The organism is Bartonella taylorii, assembly GCF_023920105.1.
Taxonomy (GTDB): Bacteria; Pseudomonadota; Alphaproteobacteria; order Rhizobiales; family Rhizobiaceae; genus Bartonella; species Bartonella taylorii.
Genome location: NZ_CP083693.1, coordinates 596,307 through 622,919 on the forward strand (window position 1 = coordinate 596,307; position 26,613 = coordinate 622,919).

16 protein-coding genes are annotated in these 26,613 nt (G+C 38.2%); 8 read left to right on the forward strand and 8 right to left on the reverse strand.

The features are described 5' to 3' along the window. The 3 genes from LBE40_RS02490 (at window position 1) to glmS (ending at window position 4,151) form a co-directional block, all read left to right on the forward strand. Complete coding sequence (locus LBE40_RS02490) at window positions 1-789, forward strand: cytochrome c biogenesis CcdA family protein (protein ID WP_004859043.1); 789 nt, start codon at window positions 1-3, stop codon at window positions 787-789. 14 nt (window positions 790-803) lie between these two features. Then, window positions 804-2,153 carry a bifunctional UDP-N-acetylglucosamine diphosphorylase/glucosamine-1-phosphate N-acetyltransferase GlmU gene (gene glmU, locus LBE40_RS02495; protein ID WP_004859041.1) on the forward strand — a complete coding sequence of 450 codons (1,350 nt, stop codon included), beginning with the start codon at window positions 804-806 and terminating at the stop codon, window positions 2,151-2,153. A gap of 174 nt (window positions 2,154-2,327) precedes the next feature. Continuing rightward, the gene (glmS, locus tag LBE40_RS02500; RefSeq protein ID WP_004859039.1) at window positions 2,328-4,151 is read left to right on the forward strand and encodes a glutamine--fructose-6-phosphate transaminase (isomerizing); all 1,824 of its coding nucleotides are present in this window, start codon (window positions 2,328-2,330) and stop codon (window positions 4,149-4,151) included. Between the two features lie 106 nt (window positions 4,152-4,257). Here the strand turns inward: glmS and recG are convergent, their stop codons facing one another. Beyond that, on the reverse strand, window positions 4,258-6,366 hold the full coding sequence (recG, locus tag LBE40_RS02505; protein ID WP_004859035.1) for an ATP-dependent DNA helicase RecG: 2,109 nt from the start codon (window positions 6,364-6,366) through the stop codon (window positions 4,258-4,260). A 402-nt stretch (window positions 6,367-6,768) separates the two neighbouring features. Here recG and dnaE point away from each other — a divergent pair, with 402 nt between their 5' ends. Further along, on the forward strand, window positions 6,769-10,257 hold the full coding sequence (dnaE, locus tag LBE40_RS02510) for a DNA polymerase III subunit alpha (protein WP_004859032.1): 3,489 nt from the start codon (window positions 6,769-6,771) through the stop codon (window positions 10,255-10,257). Between the two features lie 204 nt (window positions 10,258-10,461). Here dnaE and LBE40_RS02515 read toward each other — a convergent pair whose 3' ends face one another. Both LBE40_RS02515 and LBE40_RS02520 read right to left on the reverse strand, forming a co-directional pair. Then, on the reverse strand, window positions 10,462-11,715 hold the full coding sequence (locus LBE40_RS02515) for an FAD-binding protein (RefSeq protein WP_004859024.1): 1,254 nt from the start codon (window positions 11,713-11,715) through the stop codon (window positions 10,462-10,464). Between the two features lie 33 nt (window positions 11,716-11,748). Then, on the reverse strand, window positions 11,749-11,997 hold the full coding sequence (locus LBE40_RS02520) for a zinc-finger domain-containing protein (RefSeq protein WP_004859021.1): 249 nt from the start codon (window positions 11,995-11,997) through the stop codon (window positions 11,749-11,751). A gap of 331 nt (window positions 11,998-12,328) precedes the next feature. Here LBE40_RS02520 and LBE40_RS02525 point away from each other — a divergent pair, with 331 nt between their 5' ends. Beyond that, entirely contained in the window at window positions 12,329-14,512 is a 2,184-nt protein-coding gene (locus LBE40_RS02525; protein ID WP_004859019.1) for an RNA degradosome polyphosphate kinase, read from the forward strand. A 6-nt stretch (window positions 14,513-14,518) separates the two neighbouring features. Further along, window positions 14,519-16,030, forward strand: coding sequence for an exopolyphosphatase (gene ppx / locus LBE40_RS02530; protein WP_004859016.1), 1,512 nt, complete (start codon window positions 14,519-14,521; stop codon window positions 16,028-16,030). Between the two features lie 235 nt (window positions 16,031-16,265). Here the strand turns inward: ppx and rnd are convergent, their stop codons facing one another. Then, a complete protein-coding gene (gene rnd / locus LBE40_RS02535; protein ID WP_004859014.1) occupies window positions 16,266-17,420 on the reverse strand; it encodes a ribonuclease D in 1,155 nt (384 codons plus the stop codon). A gap of 136 nt (window positions 17,421-17,556) precedes the next feature. Between rnd and aspS the strand changes: the two genes are divergently transcribed. Together aspS and parC are read left to right on the forward strand one after the other, a co-directional pair. Beyond that, on the forward strand, window positions 17,557-19,350 hold the full coding sequence (aspS, locus tag LBE40_RS02540; protein WP_004859011.1) for an aspartate--tRNA ligase: 1,794 nt from the start codon (window positions 17,557-17,559) through the stop codon (window positions 19,348-19,350). Between the two features lie 656 nt (window positions 19,351-20,006). Continuing rightward, window positions 20,007-22,256: a DNA topoisomerase IV subunit A gene (gene parC / locus LBE40_RS02545; RefSeq protein ID WP_040296901.1), complete on the forward strand. Its 2,250-nt coding sequence runs from the start codon at window positions 20,007-20,009 to the stop codon at window positions 22,254-22,256. 59 nt (window positions 22,257-22,315) lie between these two features. On the opposite strand, the gene LBE40_RS02550 is transcribed toward parC, so the two are convergent. The 4 genes from LBE40_RS02550 to purL all read right to left on the reverse strand — a co-directional run bounded on the left by LBE40_RS02550 (window position 22,316) and on the right by purL (window position 26,583). After that, window positions 22,316-23,566 carry a multidrug effflux MFS transporter gene (locus LBE40_RS02550; RefSeq protein WP_004859006.1) on the reverse strand — a complete coding sequence of 417 codons (1,251 nt, stop codon included), beginning with the start codon at window positions 23,564-23,566 and terminating at the stop codon, window positions 22,316-22,318. Between the two features lie 68 nt (window positions 23,567-23,634). Beyond that, entirely contained in the window at window positions 23,635-23,967 is a 333-nt protein-coding gene (gene grxD, locus LBE40_RS02555) for a Grx4 family monothiol glutaredoxin (protein WP_004859004.1), read from the reverse strand. 98 nt (window positions 23,968-24,065) lie between these two features. Continuing rightward, entirely contained in the window at window positions 24,066-24,299 is a 234-nt protein-coding gene (locus LBE40_RS02560) for a BolA/IbaG family iron-sulfur metabolism protein (protein ID WP_004859001.1), read from the reverse strand. Window positions 24,300-24,369: 70 nt separating this feature from the next. Beyond that, window positions 24,370-26,583: a phosphoribosylformylglycinamidine synthase subunit PurL gene (gene purL / locus LBE40_RS02565; RefSeq protein ID WP_004858998.1), complete on the reverse strand. Its 2,214-nt coding sequence runs from the start codon at window positions 26,581-26,583 to the stop codon at window positions 24,370-24,372. Between the last annotated feature and the right edge of the window lie 30 nt (window positions 26,584-26,613).

The window sequence follows — 26,613 nt, forward strand, 5'->3', positions numbered from 1 at the left end:
TTGGTTGTAGAAATTTCAACAGTTGGTGTATTTTTTGCTGGTGCATTATCTTTTTTATCACCATGTGTCTTGCCGTTAGTTCCTCCTTATTTGTGCTATATGGCAGGGATTGGTATTAACGATTTTCGTTCAGAAAAGCAGAATGAGAAAGTATTTATACGGCGGGCGCTTTTATCTTCTGTTATTGCTTTTGTGCTAGGTTTTACAACCGTTTTTGTTGCTTTAGGTGCTAGTGCAAGCACAATCGGTAAGTTCATTGGTTATTATCGTGATTGGTTTGCTCTTGCTGCTGGTGTTATCATTATTATTTTTGGTTTAAATTTTTTGGGTTTTTTTAAGATTGCTTTTTTGTTTCGTGAAGCGCGTTTTCAAACACGCAATACGCCTGCTGGACCTTTAGGAGCTTACATTATTGGTTTAGCTTTTGCATTTGGTTGGACACCGTGTATTGGTCCGATTTTAGGACCTGTCATAACTCTTGCTGGAACAAAAGAAACTGTAGGCGAGGGTGCTGTCCTTTTAGGGATTTATGCGTTAGGTCTTGGCGTGCCTTTCGTGCTGGCGGCTTTATTTTCAAGCAGTTTTATGAAATTTTTGGGAGCTTTTCGTATTCATTTAGGAAAAGTTGAAAAAGTTATTGGAATTTTTTTGGTTGTCACGGGTATTTTGTTTTTGACAGGTTCTATGCAGGATCTTTCATTTTGGCTTTTGGAACATTATCCTTCGTTGAATGATATTGAAGGCATTCGTTGGCATGATATTGTGCATTTTTTTGGATTTTCTCGTTAGTTTTATGTGGTTTTATGGTTAGAAATTGTCTTTCTATTATTCTTGCAGCAGGTGAAGGGACGCGTATGAAGTCGTCTCTTCCTAAAGTGCTTCATAAAATTGCTGGTTTGCCCCTTATAGGACACGTCATAAAACAAATAGAATTGGTAGGCGTTTCACAATTAGCAGTCGTTGTAGGATTTGGTGCTAAAGATGTTACGGAAACTGTTCAGTCATTTGTAAAAAATGCGATGATTTTTGAACAAAAAGAACGTTTTGGAACTGCGCATGCGGTTCTTTCTGGGCGTTTAGCTTTGCAAAAAGAGGTTGATGATGTGCTCATTGTTTTTGGTGATACTCCTTTAATTGAGCAAGACTCATTGCTACAAATTCGCGCGCAACTTGCTAAAGGAGCAGATGTTGTTGTTGCTGGTTTTCATGCTCCAGATCCAAAGGGTTATGGTCGTCTTCTTGAAAGAAATGGGAAACTTATCGCGATTGTAGAAGAAAAAGATGCTAGCGATGAAGAAAAAAAGATCTCTTTTTGTAATGGTGGCATATTTGCTCTTAACGGAAAACATGCACTTTCTCTTTTAGAGAAAGTTAGTAATAATAATATGAAGAAAGAATATTATCTGACAGATATTGTATCTATTGCAGCGCGGGAAGGGTTAGATATTCGTATTGTTGAAGTGCCTGTTGATAATATTGTAGGAATTAATAATTGTTTTGAGCTTTTTGAGGCTGATTCTTTGTGGCAAAAACGCAAAGCGCGCGATTTAATGTTGTCTGGTGTTACCATTCTTAAACCGGATAGTGTTTATTTTTCTTATGATACTGAGATTGAACCGGGAGTGGTGATTGAGCCAAATGTTTATTTTGGGCTTGGAGTAAAAGTACAATCTGGTGCAGTTATTCATGCCTTTAGTTATTTGGAGGGCGCTGTTGTTGGTGTGAATGCGCGGATTGGACCTTATGCGCGTTTGCGTCCTGGAACAGAGTTGGCATCCTCAGTAAAGATTGGAAATTTTTGTGAAGTCAAAAAGGCGAAGATAGGAGAGGCTTCTAAAATTAATCATTTGAGTTATATTGGTGATACAGAAATTGGTGTACATACCAATATTGGGGCCGGTACTATTACTTGTAATTATGATGGATTTCACAAATATAAAATTACAATTGGTGACCATGCTTTCATTGGCTCTAATTCAGCACTTGTTTCTCCATTGGTGATAGGGAGTGGTTCTTATATTGCTTCAGGAAGTGTTATCACTGAAAATGTTCCTAAAAATAGTCTGGCTTTAGGACGTGCGCGACAAGTGATAAAAGAGAATTATGCAACAAAGTTGCGCGCACGCTTATCAGCAAATAAAAAGAAAAAGTGATTATTTTTGTTCATTTCTTTGCTTTATGTTGACCTAATAATTGTGTAGGCGGCTACTTCTTAAGTATTGCCTTACTCTATATTTGGTTTATCTGATACCTTAATGTTTTGAATGAAGAGTTATTGAATTATTTTATGGGATATATAAATCTGGGATGTGAATTGGAGCTTTTTAATGTGCGGAATTATCGGAATTCTTGGAAATAGATGTGTTACATCTTCTTTGATTGATGGTTTGAAGCGCCTTGAGTATAGGGGGTATGATTCATCTGGTATCGCGACAGTGCATGAGGGGCGTCTTTATCGTATGCGTGCTGAGGGGAAGCTCACTCATTTAGAAGAAAAATTAAAAAAAACACCTCTGCAAGGAAATTTAGGGATTGGTCATACGCGTTGGGCTACACATGGAGCTGCGGTAGAACGGAATGCTCATCCTCATGTAACTGAACGGCTTGCAATTGTTCATAATGGTATTATTGAAAACTTTGTAGAATTGCAACGAGAACTCATTGAAGATGGTTATATCTTTGAAACAGAAACGGATACGGAGGTCATTGCCCATTTAATTACGCGCGCATTAAAAAATGGTCTTTCTCCCCAAGAAGCAGTGCATACAAGTTGGAAAAGGTTGCAAGGTGCTTTTGCTATTGCTCTTATTTTCGAAGGTGAAGACAATCTTATGATTGCTGCTCGCTCTGGTCCACCGCTGGCAATTGGCTATGGAAAAGATGAATTTTTTGTCGGATCGGATGCAATTGCTTTAGCTCCATTTACAGATCGTATTAGCTATATGGAAGATGGGGATTGGGCTGTTCTGACACGGGAAGGTGTAACAATTTACGATGCCAAAAATCAACGGGTAAAACGTCCTCTTACAACATTGTTTGAAGAAACTTTGTTGGTTTCTAAGGGGAATCATCGTCATTTTATGCAAAAGGAAATGTTTGAACAACCTGAAGTGATCTCTCATAATTTAGCGCATTATCTTGATCTTGGAAATTATACAGTTCGCCCACTTGAAAATTTGATTGATTGGAAAAGTATTAATCGAATACTCTTTGCAAGTTGTGGAACGGCTTATTATTCGGCTTTAGTTGCACGCTATTGGTTTGAGAGATTGGCTGCTTTAAGTGTTGATAATGATGTCGCTTCGGAGTTTCGTTATCGTGAACCACCCATGACATCCGATGTGCTATCAATGTTTGTTTCTCAATCTGGTGAAACAGCTGATACATTGGCTTCTTTGCGTTATTGTCGCGAACGTGGTGTGAAAACAGCAACAGTTGTGAATGTTGAGCAATCGACAATGGCAAGGGAAGCTGATTTTGTTTTACCAACACTTGCTGGGCCGGAAATAGGTGTTGCCTCGACAAAAGCTTTTACCTGCCAATTGGCAACGCTTGCTGCAATGGCGCTTAATGCTGCTAAGCAACGTGGGTATCTTTCTGAGAAAGAAGAGCATCAGTTTGTCCAACAATTGGCAGAAATTCCTCGGATTTTAAATGAGGTTTTAAAACTAGATGACAAGATTGAACGGATTTGTCGTAATTTAGTAAATGTAAAAGGTGTTCTTTATCTCGGGCGAGGGACTTCTTATCCAATTGCATTGGAGGGAGCACTTAAACTGAAGGAGCTTTCTTATATTCATGCTGAGGGTTATGCGGCGGGTGAGTTAAAACATGGGCCGATTGCACTGGTGGATGAGACAATACCAGTGATTGTTGTGGCACCTTATGATCGGTGGTTTGAAAAGACTTTTTCTAATATGCAAGAAGTGGCGGCGCGCAATGGTCGTATCGTTTTGATAACCGATAAAAGAGGGGCAGAAGCAGTACGTTTTGATACCTTGTCAATTATTGTTTTACCAGATGTTACAGAATTTATTGCGCCTATTATTTATGCTTTACCTATTCAGTTAATCGCTTACCATACAGCTGTTTTATTAGGAACAGATGTTGATCAGCCTCGTAATTTAGCAAAATCAGTCACTGTGGAATAAAAATTTATCTAAGGTTTTGTCGAAAAATAATGAGAGGTATAAATTCATAATAGAATGTGCAATCAACAGTAAGGCTTTTAATTTTTATTTGATTGCTTTTTTATTGTTATCCTGCTCGTAACAGACGTGTAGCGTCGTCGCGTCCAAAAAGGTAAAGGAGCAAACGTAAAGCTTGTCCTTGTTCTGAAGAAAGGTTAGGATCATGTTGCAAAAATAAACGTGCATCTCTTCTTGCCATTGATAAAAGATCACTATGGACTGCAAGGTTTGCTATGTGGAACTCGGGCATACCGGATTGTTTGGTTCCTAAAAGCTCTCCTTCTCCTCGCAGGCGCCAGTCTTCTTCAGCAATTTTAAAACCATCTTCTGTATTGCGTATAATATTAAGGCGTGTTGCAGCCATTTTTGTTAGTGGGTCTTTGTAAAGCAAAATACAGGAAGATTTTTTTTCTCCTCGTCCAACACGCCCACGCAATTGGTGTAGTTGTGAAAGGCCAAAATGTTCGGCATGTTCGATAACGATGATCGAAGCATCTGGAATATCGACTCCTACTTCAATGACTGTAGTTGCAACTAAAATACCTATATTTCCGCATTTAAAGGATGCCATAGCTGCTTCTTTTTCATCTGTTGACATTTTCCCATGTATCATACCAACACGTGTTCCAAAATGCTCTTGGAGAATAGCAAAACGAGTTTCAATTGAAGTGAGCTCAAGAATTTTAGATTCTTCCACTAAAGGGCAGATCCAATAGAGTTTCTCTCCTTTTTCTAATGCAATGGCAATTCGTTCTATGAGTTCATCAATACGTTTCAAAGAAAGCGTTGCTGTTGTAATTGGTTGGCGTCCCATTGGTTTTTCGGTAATTTTGGAAACATCCATATCACCAAATGCTGTCAGGACTAACGTACGTGGAATCGGAGTGGCTGTCATGACCAGCATATCAGGTTTATGGCCTTTTGCTGTAAGGGCAAGACGTTGATGCACGCCAAAACGATGTTGTTCATCTATAATGGCTAAAGCAAGATTATTGTAAATGACGTTATCTTGTATAAGAGCATGTGTTCCGATAATAATAGAAGCTTGGCCTGATAAAATATCGTTCAAAATATTTGTGCGCAATTTTCCTTTTTCTCGCCCTGTTAAGAGAACTGTTTGTAATCCAACCTTTTCGGCAAGAGGTGCAATTGTCGCAAAATGCTGGCGGGCAAGAACTTCTGTTGGAGCCATTAATGCTGACTGTCCTGCATTTTCAGCAATTTGTGCCATAGCTATTAGTGCAACAACAGTTTTTCCTGCTCCTACATCACCTTGGAGAAGTCTTAGCATTGGTTCTGGCGAAGCGAGATCGTTGGCAATATCTTTTATTGCCTCCCTTTGTCCATTTGTAAGTTGAAAGGGTAGGGCTTGCAGCAATTTTTTAGTGTATATTTCTGTTGGTGGGCGAGAAGCTCCTGAAAAAGATTTAGTCTTTAAGCGTACAAGTCCAAGAGCTAATTGGCTAGCGAGAAGTTCATCATATGCAAGACGTTTACGTGCTAGACTTTCTAAGGTTAGATCATCGGGATTTATGGGAGTATGGATGCGACGTAAAGCAACAGAAAAAGAAGAAAAGTTTTGTTGTTTTTTAACGCTTTCCTCTATCCATTCTGGCAAGAGAGGAATATAATCGAGGGCGTTTTGTATTGCATGCCTTAGTGTTTTTGCTGATAACCCCGCAGTAGAGGGGTAAACGGGTTCGATCAGCGGTATCTGATTTGATTGTTCGCTTGGTGTGATATGATCTGGATGCACCATTGAAAGTTGCCCATTAAACCGTTCAGCTTTACCTGATATGATGACTTTTTTTCCTTCCGGTAGTTGTTTTTTTAGCCAAGAAGGTTGTGCGTGAAAAAAGACTAAATTTATTTTTCCTGTTGGATCATGTGCAACGACCTTATAGGGTAATCGGCTACGGCCAATTGGGGGTGGTTGATGCTGATCGATAATAATTTCGAGGGTAATGGTGACTCCTTCTTGTGCACAAGCAATGTTGGGACGTATTCTCCGGTCTATAACGGAATAGGGCATTAATTGAAGAAGATCAATAAGGGTAGGCTCACGTTGTGTAGGGTTAATGTTTAAGACTTTGGCTAGTAAGCTATATACTTTAGGTGTTACCCCAGAAAGGGTATGGATAGAATTAAAAAGAGGGGCAATAAGGCTTGGATGCATAAGGAAATCTAGCTTGCTCTTTTTGTTTTTTCTAGTGCTTCAAAAGAGCTTTTTGGGGATAAGTTATAGAAGAGAAAGTTGCTTTATTTACGCTTTGAGTTTTAGATAGAAAAATAAATATTTCGATCATGTGTAAAATAAAAATAGTGCAAAAATAGAGTGTTAATATGTGTAATACTCTATATGATTTTTTCCTTTTTGTTTTTGTATGTTTATTTGCTGTGAATAGAGATAGTTTCTTGATGGAAGTCTTTTATGAATAACAATAGAACTGGAATGCCATCGATATGCGGAGGATAATAAATTTATAGATTGAAAGGTACAATAAATTATAGATTTTTTTATTATAATACAGTTAAAGGTGGCGATTTAGTATTTATTTTGTAGTGGGAAATTGTGAGAGTGGCGGAAGATAAAATTAAAATACGAGATGAAAAAAAATCTCTCCCTCGCTTTATTCATTTAAGGGTACATTCTGCTTACTCACTACTTGAAGGAGCTTTAAAAATCTCACAAATTATTCAACATGCAATTTCAGATCATACACCAGCAGTTGCTATTACTGATACGAATAATTTATTTGGTGCTTTGGAGTTTTCGCAATATTGTTTTTTGCATGGGATCCAACCTATTATTGGTTGTCAGCTTACAGTTGATTTTGGTGATGGAAATGATAACCTGCCTTTTGTTAAAGCGCGCTCTTCTTCTGATTTTTGCTCTCTTGTTTTCTTAGCTGCTAGCGAGAGTGGTTATGCGCATTTGGTTCGTCTCGTTAGTCGTGCTTATCTTGATAAGTGTGATACTGATCCTCCTCATATCAAAGTCGATTGGCTGTTGTCACACAGTGAAGGAATAATTGCTTTGACGGGTGGCAAGGGAGGACCTATTAATTTTTCTTTGGCAGAAGGTAGAAAAGAACGTGCTGTTGAGCGGTTAACTTATTTAAAAAAAATTTTTGGAGATCGTCTTTATGTAGAACTACAGCGGCATGGTACCTATGACCGGAAAATAGAGGCTGCACTTATTGAGTTGGCTTATGCACATGAAATTCCTCTTGTTGCAACCAATGAGGCCTTTTTTCTGAATAGGCAGGGATATGAAGCACATGATGCGTTGATGGCGGTTGCGGAGGGACAAATTGTCTCTAATCCAGAACGCACACGTGTGACGCCAGATCATTATTTAAAGTCACAAGATGAAATGGTTGCGTTGTTTTCTGATTTGCCAGAAGCTTTGGAAAACAGTGTTGAAATTGCATTACGTTGTCATGCTGCTACTCCGACTCACAAACCAATTTTACCTCGTTTTATAGAGCAATCTGTTGATTCAAATTTTACTTTAGAAGTAGAAGATAGTGAATTGTTGAATCAAGCTAAAGCTGGTTTAAAGAAGAGGCTTGAAACAATTGGATTGGCTGAAGGATATACGATTGCAGATTACGAGCAACGACTTGATTATGAAATTTCAGTTATTACGCGTATGCAATTTTCTGGTTATTTTCTTATCGTTTCAGATTTCATAAAATGGGCGAAGTCCCATGGTATCTCTGTTGGTCCAGGGCGTGGTTCTGGTGCTGGTTCGCTTGTTGCTTATGCATTGACTATCACTGATATTGATCCATTGCGTTTTTCTCTTCTCTTTGAACGTTTCCTTAATCCAGATCGTGTTTCTATGCCGGATTTTGATATCGATTTTTGTCAGGAGCGACGCGAAGAAGTTATTCATTATGTTCAAAAAAAATATGGACGTGATCAAGTTGCCCAAATTATTACGTTTGGTAAATTACAAGCACGTGCGGTGTTGCGTGATGTTGGGCGTGTTTTAGAAGTACCTTATCGTCAGGTGGATTATCTTACGAAATTAGTTCCTGCTACGCCTGGAAGTCAGGTTGAATTAGCTGATGCTATCAAGAATGAACCAAAATTTGAAGAAGAAAAGAAAAAAGATCCCGCTGTTGCACGTACATTAGATATAGCGCTTCAGTTGGAGGGGCTTTATCGTCATGCATCAACCCATGCAGCAGGGATTGTTATTGGTGATCGACCACTTTCAGAGCTTGTCCCGATGTATCGTGATCCTCGTTCCAATATGCCTGTTACACAATTTAATATGAAATATGTTGAACAAGCTGGGTTGGTAAAGTTTGATTTCCTTGGGTTGAAAACGCTTACTGTTTTGAAAATGGCAGTAGATTTTGTTGCGCGAAAGGGTATCAAAATAGATTTGTCGAATATCCCCCTGAATGATGAAGAAACCTATGCTATGATGGCACGTGGTGAAACGGTTGGAGTATTTCAAGTTGAAAGTTCTGGGATGCGTAAGGCGCTGATTGGGATGAAGCCAGATCGTATTGAAGATATTATTGCTCTTGTCGCGCTTTATCGTCCTGGACCGATGGAGAATATTCCGACGTATAATGCACGCAAACATGGAGAAGAGGAAATCGCTTCTATTCATCCTAAAATAGATTATCTGATTAAAGAAACACAAGGTGTTATTGTCTATCAGGAGCAGGTGATGCAGATTGCTCAGGTGCTTGCTGGTTATTCGCTTGGGGAAGCGGATTTATTACGTCGCGCTATGGGTAAAAAGATTCACAAAGAAATGCAAGAACAGCGTACACGCTTTGTGAATGGAGCTGTTGCTGGCGGCGTTGATAAGGGTCAGGCCGATATTATTTTTGATCTTTTAGCAAAATTTGCAGATTACGGTTTTAATAAGTCGCACGCCGCTGCTTATGCGATTGTTTCTTACCAAACAGCTTATATGAAAGCACATCATCCCGTTGAGTTTTTAGCTGCTTCAATGACATATGACATGGCAAATACGGATAAGTTAAATGATTTTCGGCGTGAAGCATTAAGATTGGGTATTAAAGTTGTTGCACCTTGTGTGCAAACATCACATCGTGTTTTTGAGGTTGGTGATAATTGTATTTATTATTCTCTTGCTGCCATTAAGGGTGTTGGAGAAGCGGTGGTTGATCATATTGTAGCTTGTCGTGGAAATAAACTTTTTAAGGATCTGGAAGATTTTTGTGAGCGTATTGATCCTCGTATTGTTAATAAGCGTGCGATGGAAAGTTTGGTTTGTGCTGGTGCGTTTGATTGTTTTAATATTGCACGTGAGATTTTATTGGCGAATCTTGGAACTCTTCATGCGTATGCACTTCGTATTCTTGATAATAACTCTAGTGGGCAGATTGATATATTTAGGATGACGGGTGGGTTAAAAGCCCCCTTGATTTTATCGCAAACATCTCCTTGGTTACTGGATGAAAAACTTTATCGAGAATTTCAAGCAATAGGTTTTTATTTTTCTGCTCATCCTCTGGATGAGTATCGGGCTATGCTGGAGAAAAAGCGTGTACAGACTTGGGTTAATTTTGCCAATGCCGTTAAAGGAGGAGCAACTGCTGCTAGGCTTGCTGGAACTGTTGTGGCAAAACAAGTGCGCAAAACAAAATCTGGTAAAAAAATGGGGATTATTCATTTTTCTGATATGAGTGGGCAGTATGAAACAATTCTCTTTTCTGAGGTACTTGCGGATTATGAGGATATACTAGAACTTGGAAAATCTTTTATCATTACCGTGAGTGCAGAAAATCGCTCTGAGGGCGTTAGTTTGCGACTTGAAACGGTTCAATCTTTGGAACAGGAGGCGTTACAGCATCATAAAATGATGCGTCTCTTTATAAAAACAGTTGATATGCTTCCTCAAATTGAGCAAAATTTAATTCCTAGTGGCAATGGAGAAGTAGGGCTTATTCTCATTCAAGAGGATGGATTACGGGAAGTCGAAATTACCCTTCCAAAGCGGTACAAGGTTAATTCACATGTGGCGAATGCTATGAAATCGATACAGGGTGTTGTTGATGTGGAGTTGACTTGAATAGGTATCTACAGAGGCTTTTTGTTTTGAGTGGAAGTATTGTTTTTATTAGCGATTTAAATTGGTGATTTGAATCGAGCTTGACATTCTGAAAGATTTTCTTTTCAGATATGCTGCATTTCTCATGTAACAAAATTAAAAAAATGAGCCTATTTCGTTTATGAATATTCAAAGTGATTTGGGGATTAAGGATTTTATAAGTTTTTATAGCATAGCGCTTCGTATCATTTTTGCTAAGTTTATAGCATTATAACTATAAAGCCAATCAAGGCTCGACATAATAGTTTCTGGTGTGCGAATTTTCATTACGAAATTGCGTGCGATTGCTATGGGGCCAGTTGCATGATAAGCTATTTTATTAAAATCTCCACGTTTTTTTACCGCAGTAATGCGGGGCTTGCGTATTTTTTCGTAAAATGAAAGGGCTTCAGTGAATGAAAGATCTTCCATAGAGAGTGTTTCTGCTAATGTGGCAGCGTCTTCTATTGCCATAGCAGCACCTTGTGCAGCGAAAGGCAGGGCAGCGTGCGCACAATCACCAACAAATACTTGTCTTTCTAACCCTAAAAAACGGTTCTGTTTCATTTGAAATACTGGCCAATAGCTCCATTCGTCAATATGGTCAAAGATTTGCAAAATTTGCAGATTCCAATCTTTAAAAAGAGATTTCAAATTTTCTTTATTTCCTTTATGTGCCCACCCTTCTTTTGAATTTTCGCCATGGGTAATGGCTACAAAATTAAAAATTTTTTCGGATGATTGAATGGGATAGACAACAAGATGATTTTTGGGGCCCATCCAAGTAGTAATTGTCTTCACATTTTGCAATAATGAACGAAAGCCTTTAGGGAGATGTTCGAATTCTGTTGTTGCGCGCCAAGCAATAAAGCCACTAAAATCTGCCGTTTCATGCAAAGGAGACAATTTCCGTAATGTGGACCAAACTCCATCACATCCGATAAGGAGCGGCGTTGAATAAAATTGGTGTTGTTGTGTTTCAGTTGGTACATCTGCTTTTATTGTTTTTATATGAATGTTGTTTGTTGTCGTTTGGGTGGCTGCTACAACAGTTTCTCCTGTTTTATATTTAATAAAAGGATTTTCAATAACAGCATTGTATAAAATTTTTTGTAAGTCGGCACGATGGATCGTAATATAAGGAGCTTTCCAGTTTTTTTCTGATAAATTGATAAGCTCAGCACGCAGTCGCGTTTTTAAAGATACTCCTTCTCTTAATTCAAGAAAGTGCGGTGTTGTACCTACTTTAGTAAGCTTACTAAGAATTCCCCAATGAGCAAGTATACAGGTTGCATTTGGGGTGAGCTGAATACCAGCGCCTATAGCATTAAGCTGTTTACGCTTTTCAAAAATGGTACTTGCAATTCCTTTATGGGCAAGTGCTAAAGCAGTGCTTAATCCAGCAATACCTGCTCCAACTATTATTGGCGATTGATCCATAAGTTACTTCATATTGAAAAAGCCGAGAATACACTATAGTGAATTGCTTGGATAATAGAGACATCCTGTGGGGTTTGTTTGATTGTAGGATAGTGAGGGAACATAGCGATAAAGTGTTGAACAATAAGGGCAAATTTTTTCATCAGCTGATCCCATGTCGATAAAAATATGAGGATGATCGAATGGTTGTGTAGCACCTACACACATAAATTCCTTCACACCAATTTCGATTGTGCTATATCCAAGGTCATTTTGGAAATGGGGAATGTTGTTATCAGCCATGGTATAAAAACTCCCGATAAATTACCTTAATCAGGTATGATTTTGATCCTCTATTCTATATGTATCAGTTTATAATTTTGTAATAAAGCTTATAATAATGCAAGGTGCTTTTTAAGAAAACTTAATTGTCTTTTATGTTATGCTGGTTTTTTTGCGTTTTCTTAGCATTTCGTGCATAGAAAAAGTTTCAAGTGTGTTGAAATATTAAATGTAAATAACATAAGAAAAACTGACCATTATATATTATTATACGGTAACATATCGTAAAACGTTTTGTGAAATATCTATCCAATAAGGGTTTCAGAAAGTATAAGAAGATTAGCTAGAATATATGGAACAAATGGTGGCAGATCAGAGTTTGTTGTCGGATATAATGATGAAAAATCCGGCACGGTTTATTAATCGAGAATTTTCATGGCTACAATTTAATAATCGTGTATTGATGGAAGCTGCTAATCCGAAGCATCCTTTATTGGAGCGGCTAAAATTTCTTTCGATTTCAGCAACAAATCTTGATGAGTTTTTTATGGTTCGTGTTGCTGGCCTTGTTGCACAAATTCGTGCTGGAGTTACATCGTGTAGTGCAGATGGACGTACACCACAAGAACAACTTGATTTTGTGTTAGCTGAGATTTCACATTTGCAGGTTAATCAACTACAAGAATTGAGTCTTTTACGTTATGAGTTAAAACAGAATGATATTGAAATTGTTTGTCCTAGTAGGCTTTCAAAAATTGAAAAATTATGGCTCGAAAAATATTTTCTTGATACGATTTTTCCTGTTTTAACACCTTTACCTGTTGATTCTGTTCATTCTTTTCCATTTATTCCTAATTTAGGGCTTTCACTTGCTCTTCAGTTGTCTCGGTGTACTGATCAACAATCACTCATAGTGTTGTTGCCTATTCCAATTGTTTTAAGACGTTTTATTCTGCTTCCTCGAGAAGAGGGCAATTGTTTTCGTTTTATCGCGTCTGAAGATATTGTTAGCCTTTTTATAAGTCATGTATTCCCTACTTATAAAGTTGATGGAATTGGTACATTTAGGGTTATTCGCGATAGTGATATTGAAGTAGAAGAAGAGGCTGAAGATCTTGTTCATTTTTTTGAAGCAGCGCTTAAAAGGCGTCGTCGCGGGCAGGTTATTCGAATTGAATTTGATGCGAAGATGCCAAAGAATTTACGCCAATTTATAGCGAATGGACTTGCTGTTCCTGATAATTGTATCAGTGTTCTCAATGGATTTTTGGCGCTTAATATGATATCAGAGATTGTTTCTGTTCCACGCGATGACCTAAAATTTGTTCCTTATAATCCTCGTTTTCCTGAATGTATTCGTAAGCATAATGGTGATTGTTTTGCAGCTATTCGTGAAAATGATATCGTGCTTCATCATCCTTATGAGTCATTTGATGTTGTGGTACAGTTTTTACGTCAGGCTGCTAGGGACCCTGATGTTGTTGAAATCAAACAAACTCTTTATCGTACATCGAATGATAGTCCAATTGTTAGCGCTTTGATTGAAGCTGCTGAACAAGGTAAGTCGGTGACCGCTTTGGTGGAACTTAAAGCGCGTTTTGATGAGGAAGCGAATATTCGTTGGGCGCGCGATCTTGAGCGTGCAGGTGTTCAAGTTGTTTTTGGTTTTATTGCATTAAAAACACATGCTAAGATGTCACTTATCGTGAGGCATGAAGGAAAACGCCGTTGCTCTTACGTGCATCTTGGAACTGGAAATTACCATCCAATTAATGCTAAAGTTTATACTGATCTTTCTTTTTTTACTACGGATGATGATATTGCGCATGATGTTACTTTATTGTTTGATTATATTGCGCAGTATGCGCGTCCAAATGAAGTAATGAAAGTTGCTTTTTCACCCTTAACATTGCGCAGTCGTATTCTTAAGCATATTGAAGGAGAAATTACTAATGCACAAAAAGGGCGGCTTGCTGCTATTTGGATGAAAGTCAATGCATTGGTTGATCCTGAAATTATTGATGCTTTATACCGCGCTAGCCAAGTAGGAGTGCAGATTGATTTAGTTGTACGTGGTATCTGTTGTTTACGTCCTGGTATTGTAGGGATTTCAGATAATATTCGTGCAAAATCAATAGTAGGACGTTTTCTTGAACATAGTCGCATTTTTTGCTTTGGTAATGGTAAAGATTTGCCTAATGAGAATGCACTTGTTTATTTAGGGTCCGCTGATATGATGCCGCGTAATCTAGATTATCGTATTGAAATATTGGTTCCAGTTTTTAATAAAACGGTTCGTCAGCAGATTCTTTTACAAATTATGTTAGCTAATATCATTGATAATCAGCAAAGCTTTGATATACTAGATGACGGGACATCAAAACGTATAACGCCGCAAAGAGGTGAGAGACCGTTTAATGCACAGGAGTATTTTATGGCAAATGCAGGTCTTTTGAGTGGGGAAAAATCTTTTGTGTCTTCTGCTTCGCGTTTAATTATGTTGCATCGGCAACAAGCTGAAGTGCATAAAGACTGAAATCCAATGACATATATAAATGCTCAAGGTCGGCTAAAAGGGTGCAAGCCTATCGCTGTTATCGATATTGGCTCAAATTCTGTTAGGCTTGTTGTTTACGAAGGTCTTCTTCGTTCACCAACAGTTTTATTTAATGAAAAAGTTCTCTGTGGTCTTGGTCAAGGAGTTGCAAAAACTGGATTTTTAGAAGAAAAATCAATGGAAATGGCATTGCGAACACTGAAACGGTTTCGTGCACTTTGTCGACAAATTGGAGCAGATGAGGTTTATACTCTAGCAACAGCAGCAGCGCGGGACGCAAAAAATGGGTTAACATTTATTCAAAATGCTGAAAATATTTTGCAAGATAAAATATATCTTCTTTCAGGAAATGAAGAGGCTTTTTATTCAGCGTATGGAGTTGTTTCTACCTTTTACCGGCCAAAAGGTATTTCTGGTGATCTTGGGGGAGGGAGTCTCGAGCTTATTGATGTTGATGATTCTGATGTAGGTGAAGGGATAACTCTTCCATTAGGTGGTTTGCGGTTACAGTATATGTCCAATAATGATATTGCTGTCGCTGAAAAAATTGCACATGAGCAGTTTTGTAAATCTTCTGTCCTTCGTAAAGGCATGGCACGTTATTTTTATGCAGTAGGAGGAACTTGGCGTAATTTGGCAAAGCTTCATATGGCAACAAAACACTATCGGCTACCTGTGATGCATGGCTATGAAGTTGATGCAGTTGAGATGGAGGATTTTTTGCGTTTTGTCGTGAGTGGCAGTATTGATGATATGAAAGGGATTTCAGCTGTTTCAAAAAATCGCCGTCAGCTTTTGCCTTATGGGGCAATCATTCTTATTGAACTTATTCGCTGTATGGGTTTTGAAAAAATAATCTTTTCTGGAGCTGGAGTCCGTGAAGGCTTTCTTTATTCACGTTTATCACAAAAGATTCGTCTTTCAGATCCTTTAATTGCTGCGTGCACGGAAGTGGCTATTTTACGGGCACGTTCACCAAAGCAAGCAGAGGAACTCATTGATTTCACGTCCAATGCTTTTGAAACTTTTGGAATTTCAGAAACAGAAAATGAATGTCGTTACCGTAAAGCTGCCTGTCTTCTTGCTGATATTGGTTGGCGTATACATCCAGATTATCGAGGCAATGAGGCGGCTCATCAGATAGCATTAGGATCTTATCCGGGAATTTCTCATGAAGGGCGTCTTTATGCTGCGCTGGCTGTTTTTTTTCGCAACACGAGTTTGCTCATTGATGAAGAATCCTTGCCCATTTTTCAATTGGCTACCAAAAATATAATTGAAAAAGCACGCATTCTTGGTGCAACTATGCGTATTGCTTATCTTTTTAGTGCTTCTACTACTGGTATTTTGCCTCATTTATCATGGCGTAAAAAAACAGATCACGTTGTATTGTATATCCCAAGGCGTTACGCTGATTTAATGGGAGAACGGCCTCTCGGGCGGTTGAAAAAATTATCAAAAATAATAAAAATACCCCTTGCTTTTGAAACTTTCTGATTTTTTCCTCCTGGGTTATAAAAATCTATTCATATATTATATTGCTGTGTATTTTAGATACTGTATTATCATATAGAGGTTATTTCCATTTATATTGAGACATAATGAGGTTGAAAAGTTTTGGTCTTTTGATTTTCGATCAGTTTTTGCAACAACAAAAATGGGTAGTTTTCTTCTTTAGAAAATTTTGTTGCGAAATGCTTAGTATACAAATGGTTAAATTTTTCTTTGTATATTAGAACTGTTTTATGCTTATTTCTCCGTTGCTAAAATAAAACCCTATTTGACCTTTTAGCATTTTTTCGGCTTTCTGCCCGAATATTTCATAACGCCAACCATTCATAGCAGGGATATTTTTCTTTACACATCCATTTGCAATTTTTTCTAAATCACTGGAAGTTGCAATAATTTTTGGTGCAATATTATTTTCATTAGCAACAAGTTTTAAGAGTACTTTGAGAAGATCGACAGCAGCGGTTGTCGTATCATTAAGTGGTTTATGCTTAGGCAGGGCAGGTAAAGTCGCAAGATCGACTGCTAAGCCTTCGTGAACAGCTGTGATTAATGTTTGCGTGATTGAGAATTTATCCCAGTTTTTGTTAAGACTGCGCAAACGTTTTAGTGCAGTTTCATCTTTTGGTTGTTGCGTTGCGATTTCGATAAGGCACTCATCTTTCATAATATGGCGACGTGGAATATTATATTTTCGTGCTTTACGTTCACGCCAAGCCGCTATTTTTTGTAATACAGCAAGCTCACGAGGTTTTTTGACTTTTCCTTTCACTTTTTTCCATGCTTCATCTTCTGGCATATCATAAGTTTTTGGTGATAATAAGATTGCTATTTCATCATCCATCCAGTGTATGCGTTTGTTTTTTTCTAACTGTTTTTTCAATAAGAGGTAAATATCTCTCAGATAGGTTACATCGGCAAGTGCATAAAGCAGTTGTTTTTCAGAAAGAGGTCTGCAGCTCCAATCTGTAAAACGAGATGATTTATCAAGTTGATGCCCTGTGCAGCGTTGTACAATTTGATCATAGGAGATAGAATCACCAAATCCACAGATTGATCCTGCTATTTGCGTGTCGAAGAGAGGGGAGGGAATAATTCCTCCGAGATGATAAATCGTTTCGATATCTTGGCGTGCAGCGTGGAAAACTTTGACAATTTTGTTATCTACCATTAGATCAAAAAATGCTTGTAAATCAATATCTTGTGACATTGGGTCAATTAGAACGGTAGTGTCTGGTGATGCAAGCTGGATTAAACACAGTTGCGGCCAAAAAGTTGTCTCGCGGATAAATTCAGTATCGACTGTTATAAAATCTGATGTACGTAAAGTGGCAAGTGCAATTTCAAGATCTGTAGTTTGTGTAATAGGATTCATCATTATTTTATTATAACCAGATAAATTAAATTTGTCTTTTATTGACTTTTTTTTTGAGTCTTTATCCTCATATCTTGACAAATGGTTGTTAAAAAGCGTTTGTAGCGCATATAGAATGTTATAATTAAAGGCAAAAGCTATGCACCGTTATCGCAGTCATCATTGCGCTGCTCTTCGTAAATGTGATGTAGGGACAAACGTTCGTCTTTCGGGATGGGTTCATCGTGTCCGTGATCATGGAGGAATCCTTTTTGTAGACTTGCGTGATCATTTTGGAATTACACAGATTGTTGCTGATCCTGCTTCGCCAGCTTTTAAAATTATCGAAAAAGTGCGTTCTGAATGGGTTATTCGTGTAGATGGCGAAGTATGCGCACGTTCTGATGAAGTTATTAATACATCTCTTCCAACAGGCGAGATTGAAATTTTTGCAAAAGAGGTGGAGATTCTTTCGAAGTCTGATGAGCTTCCTTTACCTGTTTTTGGCGAACCTGATTATCCAGAAGATATTCGGTTGAAGTATCGCTTTCTTGATTTACGTCGTGAAACTATGCACAGAAATATAATGCGTCGTTCTGAGATTATTGCTGCTATCAGACGCTTTATGCAAGATAATGGTTTTACGGAATTTACCACGCCGCTTTTGACAGCGTCATCACCGGAAGGGGCGCGTGATTTTTTGGTTCCAAGTCGTATTCATCAAGGAAAATTTTACGCGTTGCCACAAGCACCACAACAATACAAACAGTTGTTGATGATGTCAGGTTTTGATCGTTATTTTCAGATTGCTCCATGTTTTAGAGATGAAGATCCACGGGCTGATCGTCTTCCAGGAGAATTTTATCAATTAGATGTTGAAATGAGTTTTGTTGAACAGGAAGATGTTTTTATAACAATGGAACCCATTATGCGCTCTCTTTTTGAAGAGTTTGCAAATGGAAAGCCTGTAACACAAAACTTTCCTCGTATTTCTTATGATGAAGCAATGCGAAAATATGGCTCTGATAAGCCTGATTTACGTAACCCGATCATTATGGAAGATGTCTCTCAGCATTTTTATGATTCTGGTTTTAAAGTTTTTGCTCAAATTTTAGCAAATAATGAGAAAGCACAGGTATGGGCTATTCCAGCTAAAACTGGTGGAAGCCGCGCTTTTTGTGATCGTATGAACGTATGGGCACAAGGTGAAGGACAACCAGGGCTTGGTTATATTTTCTGGCGTGAAGAAGGAGGAAAGTTTGAAGGAGCAGGGCCTATTGCTAAGAATATTGGTGAGCAGAGGACCGAAGCACTTCGTATACAGCTTGGACTTGAAAATGGTGATGCTTGTTTTTTCGTGGCAGGAGATCCAAAGAAATTTGCATCTTTTGCAGGATCAGCACGTACGCGGGTAGGCGAAGAATTAAACCTTATCGATCGGGAATGTTTCTCTTTAGCATGGATTGTTGATTTTCCATTTTTTGAATGGAATGAAGATGAAAAAAAACTTGATTTCGCTCATAATCCTTTTTCTCTTCCTCAGGGGGGGCAGGATGCGCTTGAATGCCAAGATCCTCTTACTCTTAAAGCTTTTCAATATGATCTTGTATGCAATGGTTATGAGATTGCTTCGGGTGGAATCCGTAATCATTCACCAGAAATGATGCTTAAAGTTTTTAATCTTGCTGGTCTTACTAAGGAAGTTGTAGAAAATCGCTTTGGTGCTCTTTATCGTGCATTCCATTATGGGGCACCACCGCATGGTGGTATGGCGGCGGGTGTTGATCGTATTATTATGCTTTTACAAGGTGTCAAAAATTTACGTGAGGTTGCTTTATTTCCTATGAATCAGCAAGCGCTTGATCTTTTGATGAGTGCTCCGTCTGATGTCGCAGCTGTACAATTACGTGATTTAGGAATCCGAATTGCTCCTGCTGACAAAAAGAGTTCATAAAGTTGGTGGATTTTGAACGTTGATGACACGTTTACTGTGTTATAAAATTTTAATGTTTTCAATGATATGAGAGTATATACTGTTGATAACAGGCTTAGGGCTATGCTTTTTAGATTTTCAACGATGTAGAAAATAACACGTGTCTTAGTGTTTATGAGAATAAGGTAGTGTTGCTAAAGGTTGAGATATTCTAGAAAGTTTGAATTTTATAATCTTTAAATGCTCTGTAAAGCTCATCACATAAAAACTGGATGTAGTTGTTATGCAATATGGTTGCTTTTTAAAGAGTTATGAGGTTAGATAACTTATTTATCGTTAGATTTTCCGTTTATCCTGAAAGTGTTCATTTCTAAGTATAACGATGGATGTGTTTTTCACTTCCTTTTATCTATTTATTTTTTGCGTTAAGTTTTTAAAGACGATGTTTTATCATTCCTTCAAAAGCTTTTGAATTAATTCGTTAAGCATTTCCATGTATTGTTTTAAATGCGCATATAAATTTTTCAAATTGATATAATTTTCTGTTCATGTTTTAATCATAACGTTTATTTTTATATAGTCGATTTTTGATAAAAATATTCGACTCATAAAAGATTGTACTGAAGAAAGCTTATGAAATAATTTCTCATTATTTTGAGAATTGTTATTCTAATATTGTGTCTGATAAAATGAATTTACCTTTTGATAAAGAACATATTGAGCCAATAGAATTACGGTCTGCTTTACAAGAGCGTTATTTGGCTTATGCGCTTTCTACTATTACACACCGTGCGTTACCTGATGTACGTGATGGTTTGAAACCTGTGCATCGGCGTATTGTCCATGCAATGCGTTTGCTCAAACTTAATCCAGGACAGTCCTATGCAAAATGTGCACGGATTATTGGTGATGTGATGGGAAAGTTTCATCCGCACGGTGATGCATCTATTTATGATGCATTAGTGCGTTTGGCGCAGAATTTTGCTGTTCGCTATCCATTGATTGATGGACAAGGTAATTTTGGTAATATTGATGGTGATAATGCTGCTGCTATGCGTTATACGGAAGCACGTATGACTGAAGTGGCAGCGTTGCTGCTTGAGGGTATTAATGAAAACGCCATTGATTTTCGTTTAACCTATAATGAGGAAGATGAAGAGCCTGTTGTTTTGCCTGGGGCTTTTCCTAATCTTTTAGCAAATGGTTCATCAGGTATTGCTGTTGGTATGGCAACATCTATTCCACCCCATAATGTTGCTGAGCTTTGTGATGCGGCACTACATTTAATTACACATCCTGATGCACATGATGAGGAATTAAATCAATTTGTGCTTGGACCTGATTTTCCAACAGGTGGCATTTTAGTTGAGCCTAAAAAGAGTATTGAGGAATCTTATCGGACAGGGCGTGGTTTTTTTCGGTTGCGTTCACGTTGGCATCAGGAAGCCGGCAGTCGTGGTTCTTATGTGATTATTGTTACTGAAATTCCCTATCAAGTTCAAAAGTCACGACTTATTGAAAAAACAGCAGAATTATTGCTTGCTCGGCGATTACCAATGCTTGAAGATATTCGTGATGAATCGGCAGAAGATATTCGTATCGTACTTGTTCCTAAAAATCGTACAATTGATCCTGAACTCCTCATGGAATCCCTTTTTAAATTGACTGATTTTGAAGTAAGATTCCCTCTAAATCTCAATGTTTTGTCTTTGGGAAAGATACCGAACGTTCTTTCTTTGCGCAAAAGTTTGCAGCAATGGCTTGAACATCGTCAAGAAGTACTTATTCGTCGCTCTCATTATCGTCTTGATGAAATTGATCGTCGATTAGAAATTCTTCACGGATATCTTATCGCATATTTAAATCTTGATGAAGTGATTCAGATTATTCGAGAAGAGGATGAACCCAAAAAAGAACTGATCGACCGTTTTGAATTAACGGAAAATCAAGCTGAAGCGATTCTTAATATGCGGTTACGGTCTCTCCGTAAGCTTGAAGAATTTGAAATTCGTAAAGAATTTGAAACTCTGAAGGCTGAAAAAGAAAAATTGCAGAGTCTGTTAGCTTCTCATACAAAGCAATGGGAAATAATTTCAGAAGAAATCATAAAGGTTCGTAAAATTTTTGGTCCTGATACTTTCTTAGGGAAAAGGCGTACAACATTTGAAGAAGCACCAAGACATGATATTAGTGATATTCATCAAGCAATGATCGAAAAAGAACCAGTCACGATTGTTATTTCTGAAAAGGGGTGGATGCGTGCTTTAAAAGGACATTTAAGTGATTACAAAGCACTTTCTTTCAAAGAAGGGGATTGCTTAAAGTTAGCATTTCCGGCTTTCACTACAGATAAGATTGTGGTGGTAAGTACTGGCGGAAAATTTTTTGCTATTGGTGCAAATAGCTTGCCTGGAGGGCGTGGACATGGTGAACCAATTCGTATTTTAGTTGATATGGATGATGAACATGATGTTCTTACAGCTTTTGTGCACAATGCAGAGGAAAAACTTCTCTTGGTTTCATTTCATGGAAATGGTTTTATTGTACCTGCAGCTGAAGTAATTGCTAATACACGAAAAGGCAAGCAGATTATGAATGTGAAGTCCCCTGATAAAGTAAAGCTTTGTGTTCCGGTAAAAGGTGATCATGTTGCAGTGGTTGGTGAAAATCGTAAAATGCTTATTTTTGCCATTGAACAAATCCCAGAAATGAATCGTGGTAAAGGTGTTCGTTTGCAACGTTATAAAGAGGGTGGTATTCTCGATGCCAAAACTTTTAATTTATCAGAAGGTTTAACTTGGCAAGATACAGCTGAACGCTGCTTTAATCGTCAAGTTAATGATCTCATTGAATGGATGGGAACGCGTGCTGGGGGAGGGCGTTTGGTTCCAAAAGGTTTTCCTAAATCAGGAAAATTTACCAATTAAATTGTACTGCATATTTAATCTTTGGTAAAGGTGGCTTTTAACCTTCTTTATCACGATATTTATTCAGGATTATTTTTTTGCCTAAAGAAATGCCCACGTTCGGCCCATAAAACTAGAACTATGGCAATGAGACTAAGAAAGAAAAAACCTGCCGAATTAGGGATGGTTGTTTCATTAAATTGTTGCGCAATAAAAAAGCTAAGGCCTGTTCCGATAGATGTTTGAAGAAAGCCAGATACAGAAGATGCTGTTCCTGCGATTTTTCCTACAGATTCGAGAGCAAGTGTATTGAAATTTGCCATAATACCGCCGCATGCAAACATTAGTATGCAGAACAACAGCATGAAAAAAGGAAAAGGGATAACGCCATCTGCTAAGATGGATCCGACAAACCAGATGAATGAAGTGGCACAAAAGAGTAAAAGCATTGTGTGTGCGATACGGCGCATTCCGAGACGTCCGACAAGTTGAGAATTAAAGAATGAGGATAGAGCTTGAAACGCAGCACCAAGAGCAAATGCAAGGGGAAACCAGAGACCTAGGTTATAAATCCCCTCATATGTTTGTTGTGATGTATTAACGGCGGTAAAAATGCAACCTAGAATGATAGAAGTTGCCAGTGTGTAGCAAAGTGTTGTGCGATTGGTTATAACGATCCATAGATTATGTCTGATCGAAGAAAAAGAAAGAGAGCGTTGTGCATAAAGAGTTTCAGGCAAGCGCAATTGAATCCAAATCATGAGACCAAAACCGATCATTGCCATGAATATAAAAATAAATTGCCAGTGCCCGAATAGTAGAATAACTTGTCCTGTTGCGGGTCCAATCATTGGTGCGATAAGAAAAACCATCATGACGATAGACATGACTTCTGCCATTTTTCGACCACTATAAAGATCACGTACAATGGAAACAGTGAGTACACGCATAGCGGCACCTCCCATGCCTTGCAAGATACGTAAAATAAGCAATAAAGAAAAATTGGATATAAAAGCACAACCAATCGCCGTAAATGAATAAAAAGCAAGACCAATGAGAAGGATCTTACGTCGCCCATAACGATCACTTATTGGACCAAAAAATATTTGTGTGATACCATAGCTAATAAGATAACAAGAAATGATATAATGCTGATCATTTTCATTAATGACATGTAAGCTGTTTAAAATATCAGGCATAGCCGGCAGCATAATGTCAACGGCTATAGAATTGATGGCCATAAGCGAACCAATGAGGACAACAAATTCTTTATAGCCGATTTTTTTTCTAATCGTATCACTATGCGTTTGTTCGTCGATTGAATGTGACATATGCGTCCTTGAAATAAAAGTTTCGACTGAACACGGTTCTATAAAAGACTGGATAAAATAAGAGATGCTTATGATTTATTGCAGGGAATGTCTTTTTCTTTTAGCAGTTCTTGCAATTCATTGTTTTGAAACATTTCTTTAACAATATCACAGCCTCCAACAAATTCACCTTTTATATAAAGTTGCGGAATTGTTGGCCAATTTGAATAGTCTTTGATTCCTTGACGCAATTCATTAGAAGTTAAAATATTAATTCCTTTATAATTTAACCCTAAATAGTCAAGGATTTGAACAACTTGACCTGAGAATCCGCATTGTGGAGCATCAGGTGTTCCTTTCATGAATAAAATGACATCATTTGTTTTAATTTCGTTGTCAATAAAATTATGAACAGTAGTCATCTCTATTCCTCGATATTGCAGATTTTATAAGTGTGCATTTATGTTCGTACTATTTTCTAATCGTATTGAGTGAATGAATGCAAGAAGAAATTTTTAAATTATTTGGGAATATTGGTTTGTAGTGCTAAAGCATGGAGGTCGTTTCCCATATTGCCTTTAAGAGCATCATAGACCATTTTATGTTGCTGAACACGGCTTTTACCGCGAAAACTTTCGGAAATAACTTCTGCAGCGTAATGTTCTCCATCGCCAGCAAGATCATGAATTGTTACAGTTGCATCGGGAATGCCTTCGCGAATAAGTGCTTCAATTGCACTGGCACTCATTGCCATGATTGTTCTCCTGTGTTTGTTAATTTGTTAGTAAGATTAGCATAAGGTCCAAGAGAAATGAAAAAAATCTTTATTTTTCGCCCATAAATTCTGGAAACCAGCTTTCATAGGCTTGTATGAGCTCATCTACAGAAAGTTTTAATATCCCATCTATATTAAGCAAAGTGCCTTCAACTATACCAAGCTTTGTTAAGGAAATTGCACTTATTTGTGCAAGTTCTTTAAGGCTATTCAGTGCTTCAGGTTTGATTGCTAAGAGATAACGCCCTTGGTCTTCTCCGAAAAGTTCTGCATGCTCTGGTGATTGATTGCTTAATTTTGCTTTGATTCCTTTACCTGCTTTCATGACCATTTCTGCAAGTGCAATAGCTAATCCTCCATCAGAAATGTCATGCGCGGCATGAACAAAACCACGATGAATGACATCTCGAACAAATTGTCCATGCTTTTTTTCAAGTTGTAAATCGACATGAGGTGGTGCACCTGTATCAATATTTAAAATGTCCCGTGCGTAGATTGATTGTCCTAGATGAGAGCCGCAAGCTCCAATCAGAACAATATTATCTCCATGTTGCATACCGCTGATTGTCACCATTTTAGACCAGTCGTCAAGAAGACCAATACCAGCGATTGTGGGGGTAGGAGGAATTGCTTCTCCATTGGTTTCATTATAAAGAGAGACATTGCCTGAAACGATAGGAAAATCGAGAGCTTTACAAGCTTCACCTATGCCTTTAATAGCAAAAACGAACTGTCCCATAATTTCAGGCTTTTCAGGGTTACCAAAATTGAGATTATCTGTAGCGGCTAGTGGTTTTGCGCCCGTAGTGCTAATATTTCTCCAGCATTCTGCAACGGCTTGTTTTCCTCCTTCGTAGGGATCAGCTTCACAATATCGAGGTGTCACATCAGAAGAAAAGGCAAGAGCACGTTTGTCGTTATTGCTTACACGGACGACTCCTGCATCGCCTCCTGGGCGAACAAGCGTATTACCTTGTATAAAAGTGTCATATTGTTCATAAATCCATCGCCGTGAACTTTGATTGGCAGAGTTTAGCAGTGTAAGGAGTGCATCACCAAGATTTTCGACTTTCTCAACGTCTTCTGCTTTAAGAAGTGTTTTTTTAGCAGGCTCACTCCAAGGACGATCATAAACAGGTGCTTCATTCCCCAGTTCTTTTATAGGAAGATTAACAACTTCTTCCCCTTGATGCTTTACGCGAAAACGTAAATCATCTGTTGTTTTGCCAATAATGGAAAAATGAAGTCCCCATTTATGAAAAATTTTAGCTGCTTGTTGTTCCATTTCTGGTTTCAGAACCATGAGCATACGCTCTTGGCTTTCAGAAAGCATCATTTCGTAGGCTGTCATGTTTTCTTCACGAACAGGAACTTTATCGAGGTTAAGCTCTATACCCAAATTTCCTTTTGCTCCCATTTCAACTGCAGAAGATGTTAAGCCTGCTGCTCCCATATCTTGGATAGCAATGACAGCTCCTAGCTCCATGAGTTCTAAGCAAGCTTCAAAAAGGCATTTTTCCGTAAAAGGATCACCCACTTGAACGGTTGGGCGTTTTTCACTGATTGAATCATCAAATTCGGCAGAAGCCATTGTTGCTCCACCGACACCATCACGTCCTGTTTTGGCACCAAGATAAACGACAGGAAGCCCTACTCCTTGCGCTTTAGAGTAAAAAAGAGAGTTTGTTTTTGCAATACCAGCGGCAAAAGCGTTGACAAGGATATTGCCATTGTAACGCTTATCAAAATTCACTTCTCCTCCAATGGTTGGAACACCAAAAGAATTTCCATAGCCACCAATTCCAGAAACGACACCAGCAACAAGATGGCGTGTTCGAGGATGATCAGGAGAACCAAATCGCAATGCATTCATGGTTGCGATAGGGCGGGCACCCATTGTAAAGACATCTCGTAAAATGCCACCAACACCTGTCGCCGCACCTTGATAAGGCTCAATGTAGGAGGGATGGTTATGACTCTCCATTTTGAAAACTACGCATTGACCTTCACCAATATCCACAACACCAGCATTTTCACCAGGTCCTTGAATAACACACTTTCCTTTTGTTGGGAGAGTTTTAAGCCACTTTTTAGATGATTTATAAGAACAATGTTCGTTCCACATTGCAGAAAAAATTCCCAGCTCAGTAAATGTTGGCTCTCTCCCAATTAAGGTTAGGATATGTTGATACTCATCATCTTTTAAGCCGTGTTGTGCAATTAATTCTGGTGTAATGGCGATATTATTATTGCAAGGATTCATGAGTAGTTTATCCGTAAAATTAATCAAAAT